Raw genomic sequence first — 22,171 nt, forward strand, 5'->3', positions numbered from 1 at the left:
CGACCCGCCCGCCCGTCCGGGCGGGTCGGCCTCCCGGTGCGGCCGGCGCGCCCGTACGCTGCGGTCGTGTCCACGTTGACCGAACTGCTGACCGAGGCCACCGACCTGCGGGGCCGGGACGCCGAGTGGCTCCACCTGCTCGTCAGCGACTGGCAGATGCTCGCGGACCTGTGGGTGTCGGACCTCGTGCTGTGGGTGCGGCGCCCCGGGACGGCGCAGGAATGGTTCGTCGCCACCCACGTCCGCCCGAACACGGGTGCGCTCGTCTTCTACGACGACCTCGTCGGCCGGTCGGCCGACGAGGTGCAGTGCGGCGCCCTGCAGCGGTGCGCCGAGGGCCGCCGGATCCTCTCCGGCACGGAGACGGTCCGCTACCAGGAGTCGTCGGTGCGGGAGCAGGCCGTCCCCGTCGTCCGCAAGGGCCGGGTCCTCGCCGTGCTCACCCGCCACACGAACCTCGACGCGATGCGGACCCCGAGCCGCCTCGAGGTCCGGTACCGGGACACGGCCGACACCCTCGCGGGGATGATCTCCCGGGGGGAGTTCCCCACCGTGGGCGCCCCCACCGGGATGCGGCGGGGCGCTCCGCGGGTCGGGGACGGGGTGATCCTGCTCGACGCCGACGGCCAGGTCCTCTACGCGAGCCCCAACGCGACGTCGGCGCTGCACCGGCTGGGCCACCAGGAGGAGATCATCGGCGCCGACCTGGCCCGGATCGTCAGCGACCGGATCACCGATCACACCGTCGTCGACGAGGCGCTCGTCCTCGTGCTCACCGGGCGCGCGCCGTGGTGGACGGAGGCCGAGGCCGGCGGGGTCAGCCTGACGATGCGGGCGATCCCGCTGACCGACGCGGGCACGCGCACGGGCGCCCTGCTGCTGGTCCGCGACGTCTCGGAGCTACGCCGCCGGGACCGGGAGCTGCTGACCAAGGACGCGACCATCCGCGAGATCCACCACCGGGTGAAGAACAATCTCCAGACCGTGGCCGCGTTGCTGCGGCTCCAGTCCCGTCGGGTGGGCGACGCGGGAGCGAAGACCGCCCTGCAGGAGGCGGGGCGACGGGTCGCCACGATCGCGCTCGTGCACGACACGCTCAGCCAGACCCTCGACGACGACGTGGACTTCGACGGCGTCATCAGCCGGGCCCTCAACGCGGTCGCGGAGGTGGCCTCGGAGGGTGGGCGACTGGACTGGCGGCTCGAGGGCAGTTTCGGTCGGCTCGGCGCCGAGGACGCGACCACGCTCGCGATGATCGTCACGGAACTGGTCCAGAACGCGGCGGAACACGGGGTCGCCGACGGCGGGGGCAGCGTCGTCGTCGAGGCACGCCGGAGCGACTCCTCGACGTTGACGGTCACCGTGACCGACGACGGCGCGGGCCTGCCCGAGGGCTTCCGTCCCGGGGTCGGGGGACTCGGCACCCAGATCGTTCAGGCCTTCGTGCAGGACCTGCGCGGCGAGATCGTCTGGGAGGCGGCTCGACCCCGCGGCACGCGCGTGCGGTTCGTCGCCCGGCTGCGCCCGCTGCGACCGTCCCGGTCGTCGTAGGCGACCCGTCCCGTCGTGGCCCGGGGAGCGAAGGGAGCCCGCCGAACGGCTGCGCCGGATCGGAACGACACGAAGCCGGTGACCGCGGGGCGGTCACCGGCTTCGCGGGGGCTCGTTCTTCGTCGTCGTCACGGGCTCCGGGGTGGGTGGGCTCAGCCGGCGCGACGCGCGCGCGCCTTGCGGCGCTTGAGCGCGCGGCGCTCGTCCTCCGACAGGCCGCCCCACACGCCGGCGTCCTGGCCGGACTCGATGGCCCACTTGAGACACGTGTCCTGCACCTCGCAGCGACGGCACACGGCCTTCGCCTCCTCGATCTGGAGCAGAGCCGGACCCGTGTTCCCGATGGGGAAGAACAGCTCCGGGTCCTCTTCGAGGCAGGCAGCGCGACTGCGCCAGTCCATGGGTGGTACTCCTTCAGTCGTCGTACGGGTCCGACCTCGCGGGCCCGCGCTGTGCGGTTCCGGCGATCGGCGGTGTCGGCGCACCCGCCCGCATGACCCCGCTCGCGTCGCCGCTTCCCCTGTGACCACAGGTCCGGCGCCGGGCGCGGATGGGAATCTGTTGCACCGATGAGCCCGCGGATCGCGAGCACGTCATGGCAACGGACGCAGTGGCCGCTCTGTTCCCAGACTCACAGATCACGGCAGCACTCGACAAGGGTTCTGAAGCCCTTTGCGCATTCGATCCTGTGACGTGTGTCACAGACGGCGCGGACAATATCTTAACCACACCCACGACACGGAGGAAGCCGGCCGTGGTGGCGGCCGATGTGGTAATGCCGCGTACCCATGAGGCGATCCGGTGACGCCGCTGGTGGCAGGCCTGCGCCGCCGATTGGCCGGGGGCCCGGACCGGGGCCGGTCGGCCAGGCCGTGACCGGATCGATACCTACTTGGTGCCGCGAGCGCAGCCGGCCCGGGCCGGCTGCGCTCACGGGTCGGGAGGGAGCGCCACCTGCAGGACGGTCCACACGCCGCGGTCGCAGAGCGCGCCGCGGCCGGGAAAGGGCGCCTCGCCCACCGGCGGGGCGAGGCCCAGCACGTCGCGGTCGGCCGGCCCGGGACACAGGAGGATCCCGCGCGCGCTCCGGCGCAGCGCGGGAGCCAGGCCCCGGAACGACGCGGCCACCCGGGTCGAGTCCCCGGCTGCGACGATCGTGCGGTCGGGTCGGTGGACGGCGAGCAGGCGCAGCAGCGCGTCCTCGACGGGCGTGTCGGCGAGGCGCTCGAGGTCGTCGACGAGGACGAGGTGAACCCCGGCCGGCGGCGGAGCCGGGATCTCGCCGGATCCCTCGACGCGGGTGCCCTCCGGCCACCCCGCGCCGGGGTCGGCCCCGACCACCGTCACCGCGGCCCCGCGACGCCGGGCGCCGGCGGCGAGGGTCCGCAGCAGGGTGGTGCGTCCGCTGCCCGGGGGGCCGGCCGCGAGGTACTCACCCGGGGGCAACCCGACACCGGACAGCGTGTCCGCCGCCAGGCCGAAGGGAAGCCCCCCGCCGGAGTCCGGCCGGCCGGCCGGTTCCGGCAGGTCGGCGAGGGCCACGGCGGCGGGGAGCGCGTCGTGGCGCCACGCGGAGACCGGTCGGCACGAGGGCCGGCCCCGCCGCGGACGCGGTCGCCCGGGCGGCGTCGTCCGTCCGCCGGCGTCGACCCTGGCGATCTGCACGAGGGCGCCGTCGCTCAGGCGGCGCGCCCGGCCGGGAATCGCCGGGGGAGCGGCCGCGGCGGGCAGGCCGGCGAGGAGGACGTCGGCCGGATCGGTGACGCGCAGGAGGAACCGGTCGCCGAACAGGCCGCCGAGCGTGCCGAACAACAGGCTCCGTCCACCGGTGGCGACCACCCGGACGCCGCACGCGGATCCCCGCCGCAGCACCAGGAGCAGGTCCTCCACGGCGGCCGGATCGACGCGCTCCACGGCCTCGCGCACGCGGTCGACGTCGTCGACCAGGACCAGCAGCGCCGGGGTTCCCGCGGCGGGTCGGCCGCCGGTGCGTCCGCCGCACGCGGGGCAGAGTGTCGTGTCCGGCCCACCCTGCCCACCGTGCTCACCCGGCCTCGATGCCGTGGTCCGCGAGCGCTCACGGACCACGCCCGCGAGCCGGGCGAGCAGGCGCCGCATCCGACCCGGCTCGTCGACCCCCACGTACGTCGCGCACATCGCGTCGCCGGCGACCGGGGCCAGCGCGTGCGCCCCGTCCAGGACGTGTACGTGCAGGGCGTCCGGACAGTGCTCCCCGGCGGCCTCGACGAGGGTGGCGAGGGTGCTCGACCGACCCGACCCCGGCCCGCCCACGACCGCGACGTGATCGCCGGCCCGCAGCCCCACGCCGACGGTGGCTCGACACTGCCGATCCGGGAGGTCCGCGAGGGCGAACGGCAGGAGTGCGTCGGCGGGGCCCTCGCGGTATGCGGTGCTCTCCTCGCCGGCGATCGTGTCGCGCAGGGTTCCTTCCGACGGCGGCTGGGCGGGCAGGTCGGCGATGGACAGGCGCGTCGGCAGCGGCGGCAGCCAGGGCGCCGCGACCGGGTCGACGGTGCACCGGGCCGCGGCCGCGCGGAGGACGGCGCCGTGCCCCTCCGGCCCCTCAGGCCCCTCCGGCCTGTCGAGTCCGGACGTCGGCCGGGAGGCGGCCGACCCGCCTGACCGGACCCGCGTGACCGGTGTCGTGACGTCCGCGGTGGGCTCTGCGAGGTCGTGCATCCCGAGCAGGCGCAGCGCGGGTCGGGTCGCGCCACGGGGCGCCGTGCCGCCGGTGCGGGCGACCTGGACCGACACGAGCGCCCCGCCGCCCGTCCGCAGCAGGGCCCGCCCGGGTCGGTCGGTCGGGAGCCGGGCGGCGTCGTCGGCGTCGATGACGTCCTGGGAGTCGGCCCGGTCACGGACCCGCAGCGCGATGCGCAGGTTGGTGTTGGCCTTGATCTCGGCCGAGACGACCCCCGCGGGGCGCTGGGTGGCGAGGACGAGGTGGAGCCCGAGCGACCGACCCTGCGTGGCGACCCGGACGAGGCCGGAGACGACGTCGGGCAGTTCCTCGGCGAGCGCCCGGAACTCGTCGACGACGACGACGAGGCGCGGCATGGCGGGCAGCGGACCGGGCGCCGGCCCGTCCGGGCGCCCGATCGGCGCACGCTCCGCGGCGTCGCGGAGTCCCTGGTACTCCTCGATCGTCGTCGCCCCCGCCCGGCGCAGGGTCTCCTCGCGGCGCCGGAGTTCCGCGCGCAGGGAGATCAGGGCGCGATGCGTCGATTCCGCGTCGAGATCGGTGACGACCCCCACGGTGTGCGGCAGGCCCGCGCACCCGTCGAACGCGGATCCCCCCTTGTAGTCGAGCAGGACGAACGCCAGCTCGTCGGGGCGGTTGACGTACGCGAGCGAGACGAGGAGGGCGCGCAGCAGCTCCGACTTGCCCGAACCCGTCATCCCGCCCACGAGCACGTGGGGCCCGTCGGTGAGCAGGTCGACGGCGTGGGGGCCGTGCGCGCCGACGCCGACGACGGCGCGGGTGTCGCGGGGGCGCTCGCCCCACGTCTCCGCGACGCGCTCCGGGTCGGTCGCCGCGAGGAGATCGGCGAGGTCGACGGCGACGGGCAACGCGCCCGGGCCGTCGTCCAGACGCGCCGTCACGTCGCGCAGAGGCGCGAGGGCCCGCGCGAGGCCGACGCACCAGTCCTCGTCCACGCCGTCGACGCGGACCGGGCCGCGGTGGACGTCGACCGCCGCGGGCCCGGTCAGCGTCGGGCCGACGTCGGGGTCCGCAGCCCTGTCGGCTGGGGTCGGGTCGGGAAGCGCCGCGTCGGCCGTCAGGTCGACGAGAGAGGCGCACTCGACGGGCAGCCTGGACCGCGCCTCGTCCAGGCACAGCAGGTGCACCCCGGGGAGGCCGTCGAGGAGGTCGGCGATCCCCGGGACCGCCCGCAGGTCGTGCGCGCCGTCGACGACGACGACGTGAGCGGGCGACGTCGCGGTCCCGGCGGAGCGGGCGCTCGCGGCGACGCGCCCGGCGAGGGTGCTCACCCCGGCGGCCCTGGGGAACCACGCCGCGCAGCGGGCGAGTTCCGCGTCGTCGCCGTGGGCGTGGGGCAGGAGCGCCACCCACGACCAGTCGGCGAGGTGGGAGGTGGAGGCCGCCAGCACCCACACCCGCACGTCGCGGGGCGAGGCGCGGGTGACGACCTGGCCCACGAGGCACCGGGCGAGAGCGAGGGTCGCGTCCCGGGGGCCGTGCACCCCGACCGGCCCCCGGTCGAGCCGCAGCGTGACGGGGGCGTCGTCGAGCCACGGGTGCCGCACCCCGCGGCCCGATTCGTCGAGGCCGGCGAGCGCCCGCACCCGGCCGCGCCCGAGGCGCACCCGCAGGAGGTCGGGGTCGTCGTGGCGGCGGTCCCAGAGGTCGTCGAGGCGCGCGGCGGCGATGTCGGCGACCCGGGCCGGATCCGGGCAGTCGGCCTCCCGCCGGCGGCGTTCCCGGGTGGTGTCGGCGGCGAGCCGGTCGGCCGCGTGGGCCCGGTCGGCCGCGTGCTCGGCGAGCGCCTGCGCGTGCCGGCGCCGGCGCCGCCGGCGTTCGCCGATCGTCTGGGCCAGGGCCAGGGCGGGGGAGAGGAGGCCGAAGAGCAGGAAGATCGCGCTGCCCGTGACGCCCGCGACGACGAGGCTCACGGTCACCGGCAGGAGGACCGTCAGGGCGTCGAGGGCCGGGGCCTCGCCCTCCTGCGGCACCGCGTCCAGGCGGCGCAGCGGTGGGGGGAGCGGCGCCTGTCCCCGCGGGCGGCGATTGAGGGCGACCGTGCCGTCGCCCCGCGCGGTGCCGCGGGGCCGAGGGTTCGGACGTGCCCTGACCTGCAGGGTCGTGGCGCCGCACGAAAGGTCGACCCCCGGCCGCAGCCGGGTGCGACCGCGCAGCGGGCGTCCCCCGATCCGCGTCCCGTTCCGGCTGCCGGCGTCGGCGACGTGCACCCGGCCGCGCCCGTCGACCTCGAGCCTCACGTGTCGTCGTGACAACCCGGGGTCGGCGGCCACGACCAGGTCGGCATCGCCGGAGCGGCCGAGGACGTGCACCCCCGGGGACAGGGCCCTCCGGCGCCCGGCGCCCGGTCCGCCGGTGACGACGAGCTCGAGACCGGTGTCGGCCCGCGGTCCCGGGGACCGCCCTGGTCCGGCTCCCGGGTCGGCGGCGTCCGCGAGGCCGATGCGGGCCCCGTCGACGAGTGGCGGGGAACCGAGTCGACTGCACGGATCGAGGGGATGCCCCTGGATCGTCAGCGGGACGTGCCCACCCGGCCGGTGGCCCGCCCGGCCGAGGGCCGGATCGTCGACGTCGTCGCCGCGACCACCGGGGGTGGCCGCCGAGGCCTCCTCGCCCGCCTCCGCCCCGGGAGGGCCGGCCCCGTCGCGGCACGCACGGACGAGGTCCGGCCACAGCGCCGCGGCCGCCGTGCCCTCGGGCGCGCGGGCGAGCGCGAGGACGTCGCCGCGGGGGGTGGCCAGGAGGAGTCGGACGAGCACGGCGTCCACCCTGGCCCGCGCGCGGCTCGGACCCGCAGCGTCGTCCACAGGCCTGCCCCCGGCCCTCCGCCGGTCGTTCCGCGGGACGGGTGGGGGGTGGGCGCGCTAGTGTGACGCAGGCCACAACACCGGCCGGGGTCTCCCGTCGGGCGCCCCGGCGCGCCGGGGGCGTAGGCTGACGGTCCCGTAACCTACGGTCCCGTAGGTTCCGCAGATGCGCGGACCCCGGTCGGGTGCTCGCGCTCGTCCACCGCGCGTCGCCGTGCGAGAGTCGCCCGTCGACCGACAGCCCCGCCCCGCCCGATCCAAAGGAGCCCGAACGTGCGACCGGCGATCGACCCGATCATCATCCAGGGCGGCATGGGCATCGCCGTGTCGTCCTGGCGCCTCGCCTCGGCCGTGTCCCGCGAGGGCCACCTCGGCATCGTGTCCGGGACGGCCCTGGACGGCGTCCTCGCCCGGACGCTGCAGGACGGCGACCCCGGCGGCCACTACCGACGGGCGCTGGCCCACTTCCCGTCGCCCGCGATGGCGGCCCGGATCGTCGACAAGTACTTCCGGGAGCAGGGTCGGCAGGGGGCGCCGTATCGCCCCAACCCGACGCTGACGATCTCTCCCTCGCGCGCGGCGATCGAGCTGAGCGTGGCCGCGAACTTCGCCGAGGTGTGGCTGGCCAAGGAGGGGCACGACGGTCTCGTCGGGGTGAACTTCCTCGAGAAGATCCAGATGGGCACGCCCACGGCCGTGTTCGGCGCCCTGCTCGCCGGTGTGGACTACGTGATCATGGGCGCCGGCATCCCCCGCGAGATCCCCCGGCTGCTCACCGACCTCGCGGCGGGCCGGCGCGGCACCGTCACCGTCGACGTCGCCGGCGCCTCGCAGCGGTACTCGACCGGGGTGGACCCCGTCGAGGTCCTCGGCGACGAGCTGCCGCCGCTCCGCCGCCCCCAGTTCCTCGCCATCGTCTCGCTGCACAGCCTCGCCACCTACCTGTTCCGCGACCCCGAGATCCGCCCCGACGGCTTCGTCGTCGAGGGGCCTCCCGCGGGCGGCCACAGCGCGCCGCCGCGCGGCAAGATGCAGCTCGACGAGCAGGGCGACCCGATCTACGCGGCACGCGACCTGCCCGACCTCGCGAAGATCCTCGACCTCGGCCTGCCGTTCTGGCTCGCCGGCGGGTACAGCACGCCCGACAAGGTGGCCGAGGCGCTCCGGTTCGGGGCGACCGGGGTCCAGTGCGGCACCGTGTTCGCGCTCGCGGAGGAGTCGGGCCTACGCCTCGACCTGCGCCGTCGGCTCCTGCGCGGCATCGCCGCCGACTCCCTGCACGTCCGCAACGACCCGCGGGCCTCGCCCACGGGCTTCCCGTTCAAGATGGCCTCGCTCGAAGGCACGATGGCGGCCGAGGACACGTACCAGGCGCGGCCGCGGCTGTGTGACCTGTCCTACCTGCGTGAGCCGTACGAGCGCGAGAACGGCTCCATCGGGTACCGCTGCGCGGCCGAGCCCGTCGACGCCTACCTCAAGAAGGGCGGCGACCTCGAGGACACGGCGGGTCGCAAGTGCCTGTGCAACGGGCTCATGGCCGACATCGGGCTCGGCCAGGAGCGCAAGGACGGATACGTCGAGGCGCCCGCCGTGACCCTGGGGCAGGACCTGGCGGGGCCGCGCGCCCTCCTCGCCGACCACCCGGACGGGTGGGGCGCCGCGACCGCCGTGCGCTGGCTGGCCTCGGGCTCGGTCGCGGCCCGCCGCTCGGCCTGACGGGTCCCCCGCGGACACAGTGCCACTCGCCCGCCGGGCGGGTCCCGCGTCGTAACGTGGGGCTCATGCGCCTCACCCCCGCGTTCGTCCGCCGTCACGTCCCGCGGGCGCTGGGATGGTCGCTGGCCGGGGGCGCCGCGCTGCAGGTGGCGGCCGCCGCGGGCGTGATCGCCGTCGACGAGCTGCGCAAGCGACGCGACGCGAGCGAGACCCGGTTCCCGTCGTCGGAGCCCCGGACCATCGACATCGCCGGGACGTCGGTGACGTCCTACACGCGGGGCGCGACGCTCTACGACGACATGATCGAGGCGATTGACTCCGCGACGGAGCTCGTCCTGCTCGAGTCGTTCATCTTCAAGGGCGACGAGGTGGGCCGGCGGTTCAAGGACGCGCTGGAGCGGGCGAGCCGGCGCGGCGTGTCGGTCTACCTCATCTACGACGCGTTCGCCAACCTCGTCGTCGACCCCGCCTTCTTCCGGTTCGACCACCGGATCCATGTGCTCCGGTTCCCGGTGCTGCGGCGCGGACTGCTCCACTTCGACCTGCGCCATCTCGGGCGGGACCACCGCAAGATCCTCGTCGTCGACTCCCGCATCGGCTTCGTCGGCGGGTACAACATCGGCGACACGTACGCGACGAAGTGGCGCGACACGCACCTGCGCATCGTCGGCCCGGCCGTCTGGGAGCTCGAGGACGCCTTCGTCGACTTCTGGAACGAATACCGACCGAGGCGGGAGCCGGCCCTGGACGACCGGGGGGCCCGCGAGTGGGACTCTCGCATCGAGGCCGCGCGCAACGCCCCGAGCCGCCTGCTCTTCCCCGTCCGCGGCCTCTACCTCGGCGCGATGGAGCGGGCCCACGACCGCATCTGGATCACGCAGGCCTACTTCATCCCCGACGGCGAGATCCTCGGGACGCTCATCAAGGCGGCCCGTCGCGGGGTCGACGTCCGGCTCATCGTGCCGGAGTACAGCAACCACGTCGTCGCCGACTGGGTGGCGCGAGGGTACTTCCAGAAGCTGCTCGAGGGCGGGGTGCGCATCTGGCTCTACCGCAACGCGATGGTGCACGCGAAGACGGCCACCGTCGACGGACGCTGGTCCACCGTCGGCACCGCCAACATCGACCGGCTGTCGATGGTCGGCAACTACGAGGTCAACCTCGCGATCTACAGCGACGAGATGGCGTCGCACATGGAGGAGATCTTCGCCATGGACGAGGGCAACTCGCGCGAGCTCACCCGCGAGGAGTGGGCGTCGCGCGGCGTGTTCGTCCGGGTCGTCGAGGCCATCCTCGCGCCCCTCTACCCCCTCCTGTGAGGCCGGCGGGCGCGCACCCGCCCGTGCGGGGTCCCGCGGGTGACGCCCGGCGGCGCGGCGGGCCCGTCGCGTAGGCTGGTCGATCGTGGCCCTCGACTTCGCATCCGAACTGCAGGAACTCCGCGCGACCATGGCGTCGGTGCGTGAGGTCAGCGACCTCGACGCGCTCCGGGCCCAGATCTCCGACCTGGAGCAGCAGTCCATCGCCCCCGACCTGTGGGACGACCAGGAACACGCGCAGCAGGTCACGAGCAAGCTGTCCCGCTCCAACGCCGAGCTCGAGCGCATCGAGGGCATGGACGCCCGCATCGAGGACCTCGAGGTCCTCGTCGAGATGGGCCAGGAGGAGGACGACGCCGAGACCATGGCGGAGGCCGAGCGCGAGCTGCGGTCCCTGCGCAAGGCGGTGGGCGAGCTCGAGGTCAAGACCCTGCTGTCCGGGGAGTACGACAAGCGCGAGGCCGTCGTCACGATCCGGGCGGGCGCCGGCGGCGTCGACGCGGCCGACTTCGCCGAGATGCTCCTGCGCATGTACCTGCGCTGGGCGGAGCGTCACCAGTACCCGACGAAGGTCATGGACACCTCCTACGCGGAGGAGGCCGGTCTGAAGTCGGCGACCTTCGAGGTCAACGTGCCCTACGCGTACGGCAACCTGTCGGTCGAGGCCGGCACCCACCGGCTCGTGCGCATCAGCCCCTTCGACAACCAGGGACGGCGGCAGACGTCGTTCGCGGCGGTCGAGGTCGTGCCCCTCATCGAGGGGACCGACCACATCGACATCCCCGAGAACGAGCTGAAGATCGACGTCTTCCGTTCCTCCGGGCCCGGCGGACAGAGCGTCAACACGACCGACTCGGCCGTGCGCATGACGCACCTCCCGACCGGCACGGTCGTCTCGATGCAGAACGAGAAGAGCCAGATCCAGAACCGCGCGGCCGCACTGCGCGTCATGCAGTCGCGACTGCTGCTCCTCAAGCGCGCCGAGGAGGCCGCCGCGAAGAAGGAGCTGGCCGGCGACGTCAAGGCGAGCTGGGGCGACCAGATGCGCTCCTACGTCCTGCACCCGTACCAGATGGTCAAGGACCTGCGCACCGAGCACGAGGTCGGCAACACCTCCGCCGTGTTCGACGGCGACATCGACGGCTTCATGGAGGCCGGGATCCGCTGGAAGATCGGCTCGGCGCGCGAGCAGGACTGACCGTCGGGGGGCCGGGCCGCCAACACGCGATCACCCCGGTTCCCTACGGCTGCAAGGAGCTCCGAGCGCGAGGCCGTAAGCTTGGGGACGCGCGGCGGGGGAGCCCGCGTGGTCGCCCCGGCGGGGCCGGCCGGAGCAGTCGTCGGGCGGGTCGTGGCCGCCGAGGTGAGTGGATGATCCGTTTCGAGAACGTTGTCATGTCCTACGGTCGCCGGAACCGGCCGGCCCTCGACGACGTCGACCTGCACGTGGCCGACGGGGAGTTCGTCTTCCTCGTGGGCATGTCCGGGTCGGGCAAGTCGACCATCATGCGGCTGCTCCTGCGGGAGGACCGCGCGAGTGCCGGCAAGATCTTCGTCGGCTCGCGAGAGGTGACGAAGATCCGCCGCCGCGACGTCCCGCGCCTGCGCCGCGACATCGGCATGGTCTTCCAGGACTTCCGCCTGCTCGCCGATCGCACCGTCAGCGGGAACGTCGCCTACGTCCTCGACGTCCTCGGGGCGCCGCGCGCCGACGTCCGCCGCCGCGTCCCGGAGGCGCTCGAGCGCGTCGGCCTCGCCGGCATGGAGCGACGCCTGCCCCACGAGCTCTCCGGCGGGGAGCAGCAACGCGTCGCCATCGCCCGGGCCATCGTCAAGCGGCCGCGCCTGCTGCTCGCCGACGAGCCGACCGGCAACCTCGACCCGGTCACCAGCATCGACATCACCAAGGTCCTGCGGAGGATCCACGCCGAGGGCACCACGGTGCTCATGGCCACCCACGACGACCAGATCGTCGACGACGTCCGCGCCCGGGTCGTCGAGCTGCACGAGGGCCGCGTCGTCCGCGACGAGGCGGGCGGTGGCTACGGCCGCCCCAGGGCGGTGTGGCACGAACCTCGGACCGGTTCGACCGCCGCCGACCGGCCCGACCCCGCTCCGACGCCGACCGCCACCACGCACGAGGAGGGCGCCCGATGATCCGCCCCGGATTCCTGCTCTCGGAGGTGGGCAACGGCCTGCGCCGCAGCGTCTCGATGGCCGTCTCGATCATGCTCGTCACCGCGGTGTCGCTCTTCTTCGTCGGAACCGGTCTGCTCGCGAACCGGCAGGTCGACGCGGCCAAGGGGTACTGGTACGACAAGGTCGAGGTCTCGATCTTCCTGTGCACGGCCAAGTCGAGCGAGCCGGCGTGCTCCTCGGGGGCGGTGACGAACCAGCAGCGCCTCGAGGTGGCGACCCTTCTCGACAGCATGAAGCCCCAGGTGGCCTCGTACGTCTACGAGTCGCAGGACGAGGCGTTCGCGCGCTTCACCGAGCAGTTCAAGAACAACGAGACGTTCGCCCGGACGCCCAAGGAGGCGATCCCCGCGGCGTTCCGGGTCAAGCTCACCGACCCACGGGACTACGGGCTCGTCGCCCAGGCGTTCTCGGGCATGCCCGGGGTGGCGACCGTCCGGGACATCCGCGAGGTGCTCGACCCGCTCTTCAACGCCCTCGACGTACTCAAACGCGCGGCGTGGGGTCTCGCGGCGGTCATGGGGCTGTGCATGGTGCTGCTCGTGTCGACGACGATCCGGCAGGTCGCGTGGAGCCGGCGGCGCGAGACCTCGATCCAGCGCATCGTCGGGGCGTCGAAGGCCTCCATCCGGCTCCCGTTCGTGCTCGAGACGCTATTCGCCACGCTGCTCGGGACCGGGCTGGCCGTCGGGGCGCTGTGGGCCCTCGTCCATCTCGGGGTCTCACGGCTCGGGGAGTGGTTCCGCGGATTCGCGTGGGTGGGGACCGCCGACGTGTGGGCCGTGACCCCCGTCCTCGTCGGGGGAGCTCTCGGCCTGGCCGCGCTCACCTCCTGGGTGGCCGTCAGCCGGCACGTGCGTCTCTGAGCGCACCCGCTCCGGGAATACGGATCGTGGTCGCGGGCGTCCACCCGGTACGTTGGTGGGTCGGGCGATCGAGCTGGGTCGTCGGCACGAGTCGGAGGAGCGGGAGCGCCATGGCGAAGGAGAAGGGGACGACGGTCGTCGCCCGCAACAAGAAGGCGCGCCACGACTACCACATCGAGGACACCTACGAGGCCGGGCTCGTCCTGTGGGGGACCGAGGTCAAGTCGCTGCGCGCGGGCCGCGCCTCCCTCGTCGACGGGTTCGCCTCCATCGACCGCGGAGAGGCCTGGCTCGAGGGGGTCCACATCCCCGAGTACACGCAGGGGACCTGGACCAACCACGCCGCCCGCCGCAAGCGCAAGCTCCTGCTCAACCGCCACGAGATCGACAAGCTCGCCGGGAAGGCGAAGGAGTCCGGCCACACCATCGTCCCCCTGTCGCTCTACTTCAAGGACGGGCACGCCAAGGTCGAGATCGCGCTCGCCCGGGGCAAGAAGGAGTACGACAAGCGGCACGCGCTGCGCGAGCGGCAGGACCGCCGCGAGGCCGAGCGCGCGATCTCGGCCCGCGCCGAGCGCTGACGCCCCCGCGCAGCGTCGACGCCGGACGACCTCGGGGACCTTCGACCCGCGTCGCGGCCGGGCGGTGGTGCGAGGATGGGGTTTCCACGTCCCGCGGCGCCGCATCCGCCCCGCCCCTCGGAGGTTCCCCATGAGCTTGGCCGACCACCCGTCCGTCGAGGTCCTCGACGACGAGCAGTGCCTGCAGATCCTCGCGGAGGTGCCCTACGGCCGCCTCGCCGTCTCGGTCGCGGGGGAACCCGACATCCTGCCGATCAACGCGGTCCTGGCCGACGGCCGCCTGTACTTCGCCACGAGCGAGGGCGGCAAGCTCTCCAGCCTCGTCGTCAACGCCCGGGTGGCCTACGAGGCCGACCGCATCGTCGGCGAACGCGCCGAGAGCGTCGTCGTCCACGGCACCGCTCGGGTGCTCGAGGACGACGCCGCCATCGAGGCCGTCCAGGCGCTGCCGGTGGTGTCCTGGGTGCCGACGCCCAAGACGCGATACGTGGAGATCACTCCCCGAGAGACGACCGGTCGACGGTTCCGCCTCTCGCCCTCGCCGGCCTGAGGCCCCCCGCCCCCGCCCCGATACCCGTGGCGGCAGCGCCCGGACCGCGGGTAGTATGGGGCGCTGCGCCACTGCACGTCCGTGCGGCGCGGAATACGCCCCCGGCTCGCGCGGTTGACGCGGGAGCCGCGAGGCATCGGAAGTTTGACAAGAGCACAGTGTGACGCGCCCCCGAACGACCAGGGGGGTGATCGGTTTCGACGTTGATCGTCATTCCAGGGGAAGCGGGCCGAGGAGGCAGGGTCATCTCGTCAACGCTCCCTGCAAACCAATAGGTGCCGATTCCAAGCGCACCGACTTCGCCCTCGCCGCCTGAGCGAGCCTCGAAGTCCGTCAGCCTGAGTTCGCTACCGGCTCAGTTCCTGGCGTCAGCTAGGTAGCTCGCTGCGCCGTCATGTCGGGGGACGGTGCGGGACTCTTACTCGACTGGGCCTGTCAGGGGACGCGTGCGTGCGAGCCCTGGGGCCGAGAAAATCCGTTTCGCGCACTGCGCCCGGAGAAGCCCTGGTGTCACGTCAGCGGACGCGGGTTCGATTCCCGCCACCTCCACCACCCGCGTCGCGGGTCGCGTCACACGTGCTCGTCGACGACGAAGGCCGCCCCGGATGCTCCGGGGCGGCCTTCGTCGTGCGTGGGCAGGTCGGGACGGTGATCAGACGATGGCGCCGTTCTGGTCGGGGAAGTCGACGCCGGGAACCTGACCCGTGGTGGGGCGCTGCGGCTCCGCGGGGCGAGCGGTCGCCTGATCGGACCCGGCGGGCTGCGGCACGTCGGTCGGCGACGTCCCCGCGGCGGCCTGCGCGGGCTGCCCCCCTGCGTTCTGGGCCGCGGCGGCGTCGATCTCGGCCCGAATGGCGGCCATGTCGAGGGCCCGCGCTTGGGCGATGACGTCCTCGAGCGCGTCCTTGGGCAGCGCGCCGGCCTGCGCGAACACCGGGATCCCCTCCCGGACGATCATGACGGTCGGGATCGACGTGATCTCGGCCGCGGCGGCGAGCCCCTGCTCCGCCTCGGTGTCCACCTTCGCGAACGTGATGTCCGGGTTGGCGTTCGAGACCTCCTCGTAGATCGGCGCGAACTGGCGGCACGGTCCGCACCACGAGGCCCAGAAGTCGATGAGCACGATGTCCGAGCCGGCGATGGTCTGCGCGAAGTTCTCTTCGGTCAGGGCGGTGGTGGTCATACGGGCGCCAACGTCACGAGGTCGGTGACGATTCCCCGCGAGACGACCCGGGCCGACGTCGCCCGGCCCGAGGGGGCTGCCGGGTGGCCGAGCCTGCCCCCGTCGGGCTGAGCGGTTGCTCACCGGGTCCGGTAGGCTGCGAGCGCGTGTCGTCGCGTCCGCGTCGCGTCCGTGCCTTCGGGCCGGCGCCACCGGCTCGCGAACGAGTCGCCGTGTGGCGCCGACCCGCGAGGTCGGAGGGTCGGGCGCCTCACGGGGAGGAGGGGCCCCGTGGGGAGCTCGATGCTCTGGCCCTATCCGAGTCCACACCGGTGCTAGGATGGTCGATCGGGTCACCTGGCCATGTGCCGGTCCGATCCGACTTCTTCCGCGCCACCCGATCGCCGAACCGCGATCCGAGGTCAGGCGCCGGAGTGAGCAGCGCGTGATCCCCACGCCAGCTTCACCCGCATCGCGCGGGTCCGGATGACGCCGAGGCGTCGTCGAGACCCACCGACCTGCGACGCGGGACGCATCGACCGATCTCCGCCCCACGACGTCGTGGCGCTGCCCGCCACCGGGCACCCGGAGATCCGCGAGGGCCGACCGGTCCTTCGCGTGTCGGGCCCACGAGGCCCGGCACAGGGCTCGTTCTCGAGATCACGCCGCCTCCGCGGCGGCAGGAGCGCGCCCACGAGACACGAGCCGAGGAAGAACCATGCCTGGACAACGACCGAACGACGGCACGAAGAAGACCCGCTGGAGCACCGCCCAGAAGGCGGAGGCCCGCACCGTCAAGAAGGCCCGCAACGCACGCCGCACCGATGCCGACCCGCGTCCGCCGCGACGCGAGGACCGCCGGGACGACGTGCGCGAGGACCGCCGTCCCCGCGACGGCTACCGTTCCCGCCCGGACGCCGAGCGCGGCGAGCGCGGTCACGCGCCCCGGGCCCGCGCCGACGAGGGCCGTCCCTTCGGGCGCGACGACCGCGGCGCCCGCAGCGGGCGCCCGTCCTTCGACCGCACGGACCGGGGTGCCCGCGGCCCCGTCGACCGCGACCGCGACCGCCCGCAGCGCCGGCCGTTCGAACGTGACGACCGTCGCCCGTACGGCCGGGACGACCGCGGTGAGCGTCGTCCGTACGACCGTGACGACCGTCGTCCCTCCCGCGACGACCGGGGCGAGCGTCGCCCGTACCAGCAGCGTGACGACCGTGGTGAGCGTCGCCCGTACCAGCAGCGTGACGACCGGGGTGAGCGTCGCCCGTACCAGCAGCGTGACGACCGGGGTGAGCGTCGCCCGTACCAGCAGCGTGACGACCGGGGTGAGCGTCGCCCGTACCAGCAGCGTGACGACCGGGGTGAGCGTCGTCCCTACCAGCGTGACGACCGGGGCGAGCGTCGTCCGTTCGACCGCGACGACCGTGGCGACCGCCCTGCGCGCCGCCCCTTCGAGCGCGACGAGCGCCCGACCCGCGACGCCCGCGCCGAGGGCGAGGGGCGCCGCTCTGCCGAGCGCCACACGCGGCTGTTCGAGAACACGCCGACGACGCACACCCGTCCGGAGCGACCGGAGCGGCATGCGGCCCCGGTGACGGAGGACAACGGCTTCGCGAAGCTCGGGGTCCCCATGCCGCTGGTCGAGCGCCTGGCGCGCGACGGCATCACCGAGCCGTTCCCCATCCAGACCGCCACGCTCCCCGACGCGCTCGCCGGACGCGACGTGCTGGGCCGGGGCCGGACGGGGTCGGGCAAGACGCTCGCGTTCGGTCTCGCCGCTCTGGCGCGCCTCGCCGGCGGGACGGCCCGCCCCAACCGCCCCCGCGCGGTCGTGCTCGTCCCGACCCGCGAGCTCGCGATGCAGGTGAGCGACGCCCTCCAGCCGCTCGTCCACGTGCTCGGCCTGCGCCACAAGCTTGTCGCCGGCGGGATGCCCTACCCGCCGCAGTTCGACGCGCTCGAGCGCGGGCTCGACATCCTCATCGCCACCCCGGGCCGCCTCAACGACCTCGTCGACCGCGGTGCGGCCATCCTCGACGGGGTGGAGATCGCCATCCTCGACGAGGCCGACCACATGGCCGACATGGGCTTCATGCCCGAGGTGACGGCCCTGCTCGACCTCATCCCGGCCGGCGGGCAGCGCCTGTTGTTCTCGGCCACCCTCGACAACGGGATCGACGAGCTCGTCGAGCGCTACCTGGTCGACCCGGTGACGCACTCCACCGACGAGGCCCGCGCCAGCGTCACGACGATGGCCCATCACGTGCTGCTCATCGAGCCGCAGCACAAGAAGGTCATCACCGCCGAGGTCGCCAACCGCGACGGCCGCACCGTGGTGTTCGTGCGCACGAAGCTCGGTGCCGACCGCGTCGCCATGCAGCTCCGGGAGCAGGGCGTGTTCGCGGCGGCCCTGCACGGCGGCCTCAACCAGGGTGCCCGCAACCGGGTGCTCGCGGCGTTCAAGGACGGCACGTTGCCCGTCCTCGTCGCCACCGACGTCGCCGCCCGCGGCATCCACGTCGACGACGTCTCGGTCGTCCTCCAGGTCGACCCCCCGGCCGACCACAAGGACTACCTGCACCGCGCCGGGCGGACGGCCCGCGCCGGCGAGGAGGGCACGGTCGTCACCCTCGCCCTGCCGCACCAGAAGAAGATGATGGAGCGCATCGGTCGGGACGCCGGCCTCACCGTCGAGCCGGTGCGGGTGCGCCCCGGTGACGACACGATCCTCGCCGCGACCGGCGCCCGCCCGACGAGTGGCGAGGCGATCCCGGAGGAGCGTCTGCGGCGCCTGCTCGACCCGCCGCGTCGCCCCGTCGGCCGCGGCCGTCGCTTCGGCGGCGGCTCCGGCCCCCGCCGCGACGGCGGGCACCGGGGCTCGGGCGGGTACGGCGGCCGCGACCGCCGCCGCGACGGCTGAGCACAGCGGCGTCTACGCGCCGCGTCACTCGCGCGAGCGCGCGTCATCCGCAGGGGCGGGGGAGTGATCCCCCGCCCCTGCGGCACAATGCAGAACGTGGACTCACTCGCGGGCCGGCTCCTCGTCGCCTCGCCGCACACCGGCGGCGAGATCTTCGATCGCAGCGTCGTCCTCCTCCTGCAGCACTCGGAGGAGGGGGCCCACGGCCTCGTCCTCAACAAGCCGCTGAGCGCCGGCGTCGAGCGGGTCCTGCCCACGTGGGAGGGGCACCTGTCGGATCCCGACCGGTTGTTCCAGGGCGGGCCCGTCGGCCTCGACACCGCGTTGGGCCTGGTCAGCGTGCCCGGTGAGGCCGAACCCATCGGCACCAAGCTGCTGTTCGGTTCGGTCGGGGTCGTCGACCTCGACGCGCCGCCGGAGCTCGTCGTCCCCGCCGTCGCCGGGCTGCGGGTGTTCGCCGGCTATTCCGGCTGGAGCGCCGGGCAGCTCGAGGGCGAACTGCGCGCCGGCGGCTGGTACGTCGTCGACCCCGAGGTGGGTGACGTCTTCACCGACGCCCCCGATCGGCTCTGGCGCAGCGTCCTGCGCCGTCAGGGCGGCTCGCTGGCCTGGGTCGCGACCTACCCGCGCGACCCGACCCTCAACTGACGGTTCTCAGGCGGCGCGGCGCGGCAGGCGCGGGCGCAGGTTGAAGTGCGGGCGCGTGACGAGACTGCCGCCCGCGTCCAGCGCGTCACCGAGGCTGCGGCCCACGAGGCCGCGGTCGTCGCACACGCTCAGCACGCGGTGGACGAGGTCGTAGCGGTCGAGGACCGGCTCGGGGCCGTCGAAGGCGAGTTCCGCCTCGGCGGCGTGGCCGTCGTGGAAGAGCAGGATCGCCCCGGGGGAGAGGTTCATCGACGCCTTGGCCACCCGCACGTCGTTGTCGACGTCGGGGTTCCAGTCCCAGCTCGTCCCGCTCCAGATGACCGACGTCATCCCGGCCCGGCGGATCGAACGCCACGCGGCGATCGACTGGTCGCCGTACGGGGGCCGGAACCAGCGCACCGGAACCCCGGTGACGTCCTCGATCTCGGCGGCGCCGGCGCGGACGTTGTCGTACACCTCCTGGCCGCTCAGCGTGGGCAGATGGCGGTGGTCGATGCCGTGCAACCCGATCTCGTGGCCGGCCGCGACGAGGTCGAGCAGCAGGTGGCGGTGGGCGCGCACGCTCGTGAGGAGCACGAAGAACGTCGCCGTCGCGCCGTGCTCGTCGAGGGCGCGCATCACGTCGGGCGTTCGTCCCGCGGTGGGGCCGTCGTCGAACGTGAAGACGATGTGGGGGTGCGGGGTGCGCACGGAGCTGACCGAGCCGATGCGGTCGGGCGCGGCCTCGAGCACGCGCATGACCGCGAGCTTGGCGGTGTGGATGACGTCGGCCATGAACGATGCTCCCCGGATGTGGGACGGACGGACACCGCCGGCGGCGGCCGGACGCTCTCGGGCCCTGCGAGCTCGTCGACGACCTCGTTCGGACCCCGGCCCCCGGCCCCGCGCGGCGGTCGACGCGTCCCCCCGATGGACGCGTCGACCCCCATGGTCTCATCCGTGTGGGACGGCACGGGACATCCGTCCAGGACTCGGGCGGGGTGGGGCGGCATAATGCGACCCATGACGACGACCCCAGGACCGGCCGGACCCGCGACGTCGACGCTGGAGCGCACGCAGACCGACACCGAGTACCGCACCGACCACGGCGATCACGAACGGTTCTCGCACTACGTGCGCAAGGAGAAGATCGTCGAGAGCGCCGTCACGGGCGAGCCGGTCACCGCGCTGTGCGGCAAGATCTGGGTGCCCGGCCGCGACCCGAAGCGTTTCCCGGTCTGCCCCATGTGCAAGGAGATCTACGAGGGTCTGCGTCCCCCGGCCGACGGCGGCGACTGAGCCCGGGCGCCCCGGGGCGTCGCCGCGGCGGCGCGGCCGGCCTGGGTTAGGGTCGCAGGCGCTATGAGTACCTCTGCTGCTTCGCACCTGTCTCCGGCGTTTCCCGAGCGGGCGGCCTGGGGTACCGCCTCCAAACTGCGCGCCTGGCAGGCCGATGCCCTGGGGATCTACCTCGAGCGCCTGCCGCGGGACTTCCTCGCGGTCGCGACCCCGGGCGCGGGCAAGACGACGTTCGCGCTGCGGGTCGCCACGGAGCTGCTCGACCGGGGCCTCGTGGACCGCATCACGATCGTCGCGCCCACCGAGCACCTCAAGACGCAGTGGGCGGAGGCGGCCGCCCGGGTCGGCATCCAGATCGACCCCGGCTTCACGAACGCCCAGGGTCGGCACGCGGCCGACTTCCACGGGGTCGCGATGACGTACGCCGGGGTCGCGAGCCGCCCGCTCGTCCACCGGGCCCGCACGGAGCAGGGCAGGAGCCTCGTCATCCTCGACGAGATCCACCACGGCGGCGACAACCTGAGCTGGGGCGACGCCATCCGGGAGGCGTTCGAGCCCGCCCGGTACCGCCTCGCGCTCACGGGCACGCCGTTCCGCTCCGACACGAGCCCGATCCCGTTCGTCACGTACGCCCCCGACGCGGCCGGCATCCGCCGATCGGTCAGCGACTACTCCTACGGGTACGCCGAGGCCCTGCGCGACGGCGTCGTGCGCCCCGTGCTGTTCATGGCCTACGGCGGCGCGATGCGCTGGCGGACCAAGGCCGGCGACGAGATCGCCGCCCGCCTCGGGGAACCGATGACCAAGGACGCCGTCGCCCACGCCTGGCGGACGGCGCTGGACCCCAAGGGCGAGTGGATCCCGTCGGTGCTCACCGCCGCCGACCGCCGGCTCACCGAGGTGCGCCGGCATGTCGAGGACGCGGGCGGCCTCGTCATCGCCACGAACCAGACGCAGGCCCGCGCCTACGCCAAGATCCTCCACGGGCTGACGGGCGAGGCGCCGACCGTGGTGCTGTCCGACGACACGGGTGCCTCCGCGCGCATCGAGGAGTACGCGGCCGGGACGTCGCGCTGGCTCGTCGCCGTCCGCATGGTCTCGGAGGGGGTCGACGTGCCCCGTCTCGCGGTCGGCGTCTACGCCACGTCGACGTCGACACCGCTCTTCTTCGCCCAGGCCGTGGGCCGCTACGTCCGGGCCCGCCGCCGCGGCGAGACGGCCTCGATCTTCCTGCCCAGCGTGCCGCTCATCCTCGAGCACGCCGCCCGCCTCGAGGACGAGCGCGACCATGCCCTCGACCGCCCGAGCAAGCCGGGCGACGAGGGCAACATGTGGGCCCCCGAGGAGGCGCTTCTCGAGGAGGCCAACCGGACGAGCCGGACCGCGGACGTCGACGACCAGACGTCCTTCGAGGCCCTCGAGTCGAAGGCGGCCTTCGACCACGTCCTCTTCGACGCCCAGCAGTTCGGCCTCGGCACCGTCGCCGGTTCCCCCGAGGAGGAGGAGTACCTCGGGCTGCCCGGTCTCCTCGAGCCCGACCAGATGAGCATGCTCCTCAAGGAGCGTCAGGCGGAGCACGCGAAGAAGCGGCCGGCCGCGCCCCCGCCGCCGTCGGCGCACCGGGCCCTGGCCCAGACGCGCAAGGAGCTCAACTCGCTCGTCGCCGCCTATGCGAAGAAGACGGGGACCCCGCACGCCGTCGTGCACACCGACCTGCGCCGTGCCTGCGGGGGGCCGACGCTCGATCAGGCCGCCCACGACGAAGTCACGGCGAGGATCGAGGAGATCCGCCGCTGGTTCGTCGGGCGTCGCTGACCCGCCCGCGGGGGCGGCG

At 74.0% G+C, this 22,171-nt stretch carries 16 protein-coding genes and 1 other RNA gene; 13 read left to right on the plus strand and 4 right to left on the minus strand.

Features of this window, described 5'->3' with window-relative positions; translation table 11 throughout:
• Nucleotides 1-66: 66 nt before the first annotated feature.
• Entirely contained in the window at nt 67-1,551 is a 1,485-nt protein-coding gene (locus ICW24_RS08025) for a sensor histidine kinase (RefSeq protein ID WP_226345197.1), read from the plus strand.
• Nucleotides 1,552-1,703: 152 nt separating this feature from the next.
• On the opposite strand, the gene ICW24_RS08030 is transcribed toward ICW24_RS08025, so the two are convergent.
• Entirely contained in the window at nt 1,704-1,952 is a 249-nt protein-coding gene (locus ICW24_RS08030) for a WhiB family transcriptional regulator (RefSeq protein ID WP_226345198.1), read from the minus strand.
• 529 nt (nt 1,953-2,481) lie between these two features.
• Nucleotides 2,482-7,053 carry a type VII secretion EssC family protein gene (locus ICW24_RS08035; RefSeq protein WP_226345199.1) on the minus strand — a complete coding sequence of 1,524 codons (4,572 nt, stop codon included), beginning with the start codon at nt 7,051-7,053 and terminating at the stop codon, nt 2,482-2,484.
• A 321-nt stretch (nt 7,054-7,374) separates the two neighbouring features.
• Here ICW24_RS08035 and ICW24_RS08040 point away from each other — a divergent pair, with 321 nt between their 5' ends.
• The 8 genes from ICW24_RS08040 to ssrA all read left to right on the plus strand — a co-directional run bounded on the left by ICW24_RS08040 (nt 7,375) and on the right by ssrA (nt 14,881).
• Nucleotides 7,375-8,817, plus strand: a complete 1,443-nt coding sequence (locus ICW24_RS08040; RefSeq protein ID WP_226345200.1) for a nitronate monooxygenase — start codon at nt 7,375-7,377, stop codon at nt 8,815-8,817.
• Nucleotides 8,818-8,882: 65 nt separating this feature from the next.
• Nucleotides 8,883-10,136 carry a phospholipase D-like domain-containing protein gene (locus ICW24_RS08045; RefSeq protein WP_226345201.1) on the plus strand — a complete coding sequence of 418 codons (1,254 nt, stop codon included), beginning with the start codon at nt 8,883-8,885 and terminating at the stop codon, nt 10,134-10,136.
• A gap of 85 nt (nt 10,137-10,221) precedes the next feature.
• Nucleotides 10,222-11,334, plus strand: a complete 1,113-nt coding sequence (gene prfB / locus ICW24_RS08050) for a peptide chain release factor 2 (protein ID WP_226345202.1) — start codon at nt 10,222-10,224, stop codon at nt 11,332-11,334.
• Between the two features lie 173 nt (nt 11,335-11,507).
• On the plus strand, nt 11,508-12,293 hold the full coding sequence (gene ftsE, locus ICW24_RS08055) for a cell division ATP-binding protein FtsE (RefSeq protein WP_226345203.1): 786 nt from the start codon (nt 11,508-11,510) through the stop codon (nt 12,291-12,293).
• On the plus strand, nt 12,290-13,198 hold the full coding sequence (ftsX, locus tag ICW24_RS08060) for a permease-like cell division protein FtsX (protein WP_226345204.1): 909 nt from the start codon (nt 12,290-12,292) through the stop codon (nt 13,196-13,198). The genes ftsE and ftsX overlap by 4 nt, the downstream gene beginning before the upstream one ends.
• A gap of 110 nt (nt 13,199-13,308) precedes the next feature.
• Nucleotides 13,309-13,779: an SsrA-binding protein SmpB gene (gene smpB / locus ICW24_RS08065; RefSeq protein ID WP_226345205.1), complete on the plus strand. Its 471-nt coding sequence runs from the start codon at nt 13,309-13,311 to the stop codon at nt 13,777-13,779.
• 130 nt (nt 13,780-13,909) lie between these two features.
• The gene (locus tag ICW24_RS08070; RefSeq protein WP_226345206.1) at nt 13,910-14,329 is read left to right on the plus strand and encodes a pyridoxamine 5'-phosphate oxidase family protein; all 420 of its coding nucleotides are present in this window, start codon (nt 13,910-13,912) and stop codon (nt 14,327-14,329) included.
• Nucleotides 14,330-14,512: 183 nt separating this feature from the next.
• Nucleotides 14,513-14,881, plus strand: a transfer-messenger RNA (tmRNA) gene (ssrA, locus tag ICW24_RS08075).
• A 100-nt stretch (nt 14,882-14,981) separates the two neighbouring features.
• Here ssrA and trxA read toward each other — a convergent pair.
• Nucleotides 14,982-15,512: a thioredoxin gene (gene trxA / locus ICW24_RS08080; protein WP_307781317.1), complete on the minus strand. Its 531-nt coding sequence runs from the start codon at nt 15,510-15,512 to the stop codon at nt 14,982-14,984.
• A gap of 697 nt (nt 15,513-16,209) precedes the next feature.
• Between trxA and ICW24_RS08085 the strand changes: the two genes are divergently transcribed.
• Nucleotides 16,210-18,411 carry a DEAD/DEAH box helicase gene (locus ICW24_RS08085; protein WP_226345207.1) on the plus strand — a complete coding sequence of 734 codons (2,202 nt, stop codon included), beginning with the start codon at nt 16,210-16,212 and terminating at the stop codon, nt 18,409-18,411.
• An 87-nt stretch (nt 18,412-18,498) separates the two neighbouring features.
• Nucleotides 18,499-19,059 (plus strand): YqgE/AlgH family protein, encoded by a 561-nt coding sequence (locus ICW24_RS08090; protein ID WP_226345208.1) that lies wholly within the window; start codon nt 18,499-18,501, stop codon nt 19,057-19,059.
• A gap of 6 nt (nt 19,060-19,065) precedes the next feature.
• On the opposite strand, the gene ICW24_RS08095 is transcribed toward ICW24_RS08090, so the two are convergent.
• On the minus strand, nt 19,066-19,833 hold the full coding sequence (locus tag ICW24_RS08095; RefSeq protein WP_226345209.1) for a polysaccharide deacetylase family protein: 768 nt from the start codon (nt 19,831-19,833) through the stop codon (nt 19,066-19,068).
• Nucleotides 19,834-20,052: 219 nt separating this feature from the next.
• Between ICW24_RS08095 and ICW24_RS08100 the strand changes: the two genes are divergently transcribed.
• On the plus strand, nt 20,053-20,337 hold the full coding sequence (locus tag ICW24_RS08100; RefSeq protein WP_226345210.1) for a DUF3039 domain-containing protein: 285 nt from the start codon (nt 20,053-20,055) through the stop codon (nt 20,335-20,337).
• A gap of 63 nt (nt 20,338-20,400) precedes the next feature.
• On the plus strand, nt 20,401-22,152 hold the full coding sequence (locus tag ICW24_RS08105; protein ID WP_226345211.1) for a DEAD/DEAH box helicase: 1,752 nt from the start codon (nt 20,401-20,403) through the stop codon (nt 22,150-22,152).
• Nucleotides 22,153-22,171: the final 19 nt, after the last annotated feature.

The organism is Agilicoccus flavus (genome assembly GCF_014857905.1).
GTDB classification, from domain to species: Bacteria; Actinomycetota; Actinomycetes; order Actinomycetales; family Dermatophilaceae; genus Agilicoccus; species Agilicoccus flavus.